A 4,726-nucleotide genomic window follows, 5' to 3' on the forward strand; every position below is an offset into this window, starting at 1 on the left:
GATTTACAGAATAAGAATAGCCATTCACAATATCTTGTGGACAAATTTTGCCCAAAATTCGGGATGACTCATGTTTATGATTTTAAAATTCGGGATGACTCATGTTTTTAAATATAAAAAATTCAAGAACCCTATATCAAATACAATACATCATATCTCTATCCCCGTTTCGCTTCCATTTCAGCAGCAATTTTATCAAAATCAATTGCACCGCATGAACCACAGCCTTTTGAACAACCTGCATTCTTTTTGATGCTGAAATTCTTGATAACAATATTGCCTAAGTATGCTACAGCAGCTAAAAATATGATAGCAATAATGACGTTTTCCATGATAGTCTTTATTTAATGTTAAGACTTTGTGATATTCCAATTGCGAACAATCACCTCCTCTAATTCAGAAAACATTCCACAGCCCGCAATTAGTTCACGTCCGAACACGAAATCGTCGCCACCTTTAAAATCTTTTACAAATCCACCTGCTTCTTGAACAATTAAAGAGCCAGCGGCTACATCCCAAGGCTTTAGATTGTATTCAAAAAAGCCCTCAAAGCGTCCGCAAGCAGTATAAGCTAAATCTACAGCGGCAGCCCCAAAACGACGAAGTCCATGTGATTTTTGCATCAATTCTTTCAAGATACCAATATAGTTTTCCATCAATTCAAAATCATAATATGGAAAACCTGTTGCTATTAAACTTTCGCCTAGCGTTTTGGCAGAAGATACTTTAATAGGCTTCTCATTCAAATAAGCACCTCCACCAAGCCATGCACTAAAGCATTCGTCTCTATTGATTTCGTAAACTACACCCAATACAATCTTACCTTCTTTGATTAAGGCAATTGAAATAGCAAAAACAGGCACGCCGTGGATATAATTAGTTGTGCCATCTACAGGGTCGATAATCCAAGCAAGGTCATGATTTTCGGCTTGTTCTGCTGTGCCTTCTTCTGCAATAAATCCCGCTTCAGGAACAATTTTAGAAAGCCCCGCTACTAAAAGCTCTTCTGTTTGTTTGTCAACATAAGAAACTAAATCATTCAGCCCTTTGTATTCGATACTGTCTTTACTAAATTCTGAGGCTGCTTTTCTAACAAATTCTCCCGTCTGACGGGTTAAATTGCTTACTTCTGTTGTTAGTTGTTGTAAGTTCAATGAGTTATTTTGTTAACTTTATTTTCCTGCCCCTCGTTCTATATTATTAAATATGAAATCTGATTTTACCCGCTGATTTTCAGAGATTTTATACGCAGATTTACGGTGATTTTTAAAAATGAAATCCGATAACCGAAATCTGATACCCGATACCCTAAAACTATTTCTTTTTCACCTCAAAAAATATTGCTAAGCCCAAAACGCTTACCAATACAATTGACATAATAAGGTCTACAGTTCCTCCTTTTTTAACTGATTCTGGTTCGAATTTAAACTCAATCGTGTGTTTCCCTGCAGGTACTACCATCGCTCTAAGGATATAATCTGCTCTTAGGTGTGGCTTATATTGTCCGTCTATGTAGGCTTTCCAGTCTATATTGCCACGATAGAATATTTCAGAGAAAACCGCCAATTGTTCTGTTTTAGCGTCTGATTGATAAGTTAAAGCATTTGGCTTGTACGACGTCAACACAATTTTATTGGCAGCACTGTCTGGCTGAATTTTCAAATTTGCCACTTGGTCAGCAAATCTTTTGTCGATGAAAGCAATGTCTTTAGGGTCAAACTTATCTAAAGCTTTCATTTCTTCATCGGCATTGGCTACAATTTTAAATGAATTAACAAACCAAGCATTACCACAAGCCTCTGGATTTTGCTGTGCCACTGGCTGACCTGTCTGCTGGTTTGGCATGATGAAATACTTTGTATTCAGCATATTCAATACCTGCATATTGTTTTTGGCAATCTGGTTTTCAATGATTTCTGAATAGCGACGTAATTTAGCCCCATGATAACCACCGATAGATTGGTGATAATACGACGCCTTAGCATCACTACTGAAACCACCAGCGGCGGCAGCATCAAATACTCTGTAGATACTTTTATCTTTCAATATTTGCTCGTCGGCAGCGGTTGGCGTAAATAGTTCTTCGTATTCTGAATTAGAAACGAAGTTGTCATTATTAAAATAGCGTTTGTCTACTCCGAATAAATCTATTACGATTAATAAAATTAAAACAGGATAAAAAATACCTTCTTTGATTTTGCCTGAAACCCATGCCCAGATTAAACCAGCAGCCAACAGAATAAAGGCTAACGAACGGAAAGCATCTGAACGCATCAACGACTCACGGTCTAGCACAATGCCTCTCAGGATTTGAGCATCAACGCCCTTATCACCCGTGATTTGCATTCCTTCGTCACTTAGGGATTTGAAACTAAAAAACAAACTTGGTACAAGCGCAAAAATTACGCATAATCCAGCGGTTAATGCCAAACCATAAATCAATGGTTTTTTAATAGTTTCAAACGTTGGTTTGTTATCACTAATCTGTTTTAAAGCAAGTACGCCTAATATTACCATCGCTAGTTGCGTAAGCGATAAAATCATGGTAATGGCTCTGAACTTGTTAAACATCGGAAAATAATCGAACATTGGGTAGTTTAATAAAGGGAAGTTTTTACCCCAAGCAAGAATCGTGAAAAATACAGCTGTGCCTACTAACCACCATTTTAATGAACCTCTCACTAAAAAAGTACCCAAAGCAAAAAGGAAACAAATGATTGCTCCTGCATATACAGGTCCACCCACATTAGGTTGGTCGCCCCAATAGGCTGGCCCTCTTTCAGTAAATGGCAAAGCGTTCTCTTCTGGAATACCCGCATTAACCATAGCTTTTAAGGTCTCTGATTTTTTACCACCCAAGGTTCCGCCCATTGTTCCACCATAAAAATTAGGAATCAATAAAGTACCCGTTTCACCAATGCCGTAGCTATAACTAAAAGCATAATCGCGGTCTAAACCTCCCTTCGACTGTGTATTGCTCGTTAATTCAGATTTACCACGAATGGTTTCTTTAGAGTATTCGTAGTTATTCCAAAGGCGCATCGTGTGGTTAGCTACCCCAACAAACGAACCTAAGCCCAATGCTAATAAAGCAAAGACGAGTGATTTTATTTTTCCTTGCTTTACATGATTGATTATCTCAACAATAACGTATCCGAAAAGCAACAAAGCAAAGTAATAGGTAATCTGTACGTGGTTGGCATAAATCTCTAAACTCATAAAGAGTGCTGTTAAGGCTCCTCCCAATAAATACTTGCCTTTGAAGCATAATACTGCCCCTGCTGCTACCATCGGAGCATAAGCCAAGGCAATGGCTTTTGAAGTATGTCCTGCGGGTAGAATAACCATATTAAGCGTACAGAAAGCATAACCAATGGCACCTATGATGGATTGCCAAGTATTTGCTCCCAACACGATTAATAGAATATATATGCCCAGCATCTCTAAGAAAATAACGTTGATAGGCGAGGGTAAAAAGCCCATTACGTCCCCACCAATGGTTGAACCTATGCTGTTTGGATAGGCACCGTGAATCATATAGGCAGGCATCCCACCAAACATCGAGTTTGTCCACCAAGGCACAATACCTGTTGCTTTGGTAAATTCAGTAGATTCGTGTGAAGAAGCCAATGACATGGTGATGTCGTGTTGCTTTAATTTTTTACCTTGTAAGGCCGGAGAGGCATAAATTCCTGCAAGCACAACAAAAGCAATGACTGCGTATAAATGTGGGAGGAATTTCTTGAATGAAAACTGCATATTTTTTGTAAGATTTGGACTTAAATTACCTTGTATGCAAAGATAAAGTTTCTAATTTGAAATTTTGCATGAAAGCTACTTACTCCGCTTTAAATTAGGGTTAATAAAAAATAAGGTTAGCAAATCGTTAAATCGAGGCAATGGTTTATTGAAATTTTGAACTTTTTAAGCACCTTTGTGTTTTTATTACGATTAATTAAACCAAACAATACTTGTTTTGTCCAAACGAAAGCAAATTAAAATATATTACAAAATGATGAACAAAAAGATTTTTTTACTTGCCATTTGCCTAATAATTACTGTAGTAGGGGTAAAAGCTCAAGATTCGAAGGCTGGAGTAATTATTGATGCCATGCAGAAAAAGTACAAATCAATGAAAGCATTTAGTGCTTCATTTACGTATGGTGCGGATGGTTCAAGTCAGGTTTTACAAGGAAATATTACGGTAAAAGGACAAAAGTATCGTTTAAAAACAGGCGGGCAAGAGATTTATAACAATGGCAAAGAGGTTTCTACGTATATCAAAGAAACGAATGAAGTGAATATTTCTGATTATGAACCGTCGGATAATGATTTAAACCCTTCAAGAATTTATTCATTCGATAAAAAGGGGTATCGTTATGTGTTTATTCAGGAAGCGAAAGAAGGAGCGGAGTCGTATGAAGTAATTGAACTTTCGCCAGAAAAGAAGGGAACTCAGGTTTCGAAAGTGAAAATTAAATTGAATAAAAAAGATAAGTCTGTGAAAAGTTGGACTATTACCGACAAAAATGGTAAACGCCAGACATTCAAAGTAAACAATTTTGTTCCTAACGTACCTGTAGATGATAAATACTTTGTTTTTGACAAAAGTAAATTCCCAGGTGTTGAGGTGAATGATTTGAGATAGGTTTCTTTTGGACTTTAGGATATTGGACTGTATGACTTTAGGAAATAGTTCAGTCTTCATTTTTATAAGATATAACAC

4 protein-coding genes are annotated in these 4,726 nt (G+C 37.1%); 1 reads left to right on the forward strand and 3 read right to left on the reverse strand.

Going from position 1 to position 4,726, the window contains the following annotated elements:
- Positions 1–158: 158 nt before the first annotated feature.
- The 3 genes from AC07XN_RS23485 to AC07XN_RS23495 form a co-directional block, all read right to left on the reverse strand.
- Complete coding sequence (locus tag AC07XN_RS23485) at positions 159–332, reverse strand: FeoB-associated Cys-rich membrane protein (RefSeq protein WP_494744816.1); 174 nt, start codon at positions 330–332, stop codon at positions 159–161.
- Between the two features lie 18 nt (positions 333–350).
- On the reverse strand, positions 351–1,154 hold the full coding sequence (locus AC07XN_RS23490; protein ID WP_494744817.1) for an inositol monophosphatase family protein: 804 nt from the start codon (positions 1,152–1,154) through the stop codon (positions 351–353).
- Positions 1,155–1,314: 160 nt separating this feature from the next.
- Positions 1,315–3,759, reverse strand: a complete 2,445-nt coding sequence (locus AC07XN_RS23495) for a putative glycosyltransferase family protein (RefSeq protein ID WP_494744818.1) — start codon at positions 3,757–3,759, stop codon at positions 1,315–1,317.
- Between the two features lie 253 nt (positions 3,760–4,012).
- On the opposite strand from AC07XN_RS23495, the gene lolA1 reads away from it, so the two are divergent.
- Complete coding sequence (gene lolA1, locus AC07XN_RS23500; protein ID WP_494744819.1) at positions 4,013–4,648, forward strand: outer membrane lipoprotein periplasmic chaperone LolA1; 636 nt, start codon at positions 4,013–4,015, stop codon at positions 4,646–4,648.
- The last annotated feature ends 78 nt before the right edge of the window (positions 4,649–4,726 follow it).

Source organism: Arcicella sp. GW458-12-2-14-TSB2 (assembly GCF_059423785.1).

Excerpts from the sequence above, each read along its gene's own strand:
- AC07XN_RS23485 (WP_494744816.1), bottom strand. The coding sequence starts at position 332 with ATGGAAAACGTCATTATTGCTATCATATTTTTAGCTGCTGTAGCATAC.
- AC07XN_RS23495 (WP_494744818.1), bottom strand. The coding sequence starts at position 3,759 with ATGCAGTTTTCATTCAAGAAATTCCTCCCACATTTATACGCAGTCATT.
- lolA1 (WP_494744819.1), top strand. The coding sequence starts at position 4,013 with ATGATGAACAAAAAGATTTTTTTACTTGCCATTTGCCTAATAATTACT.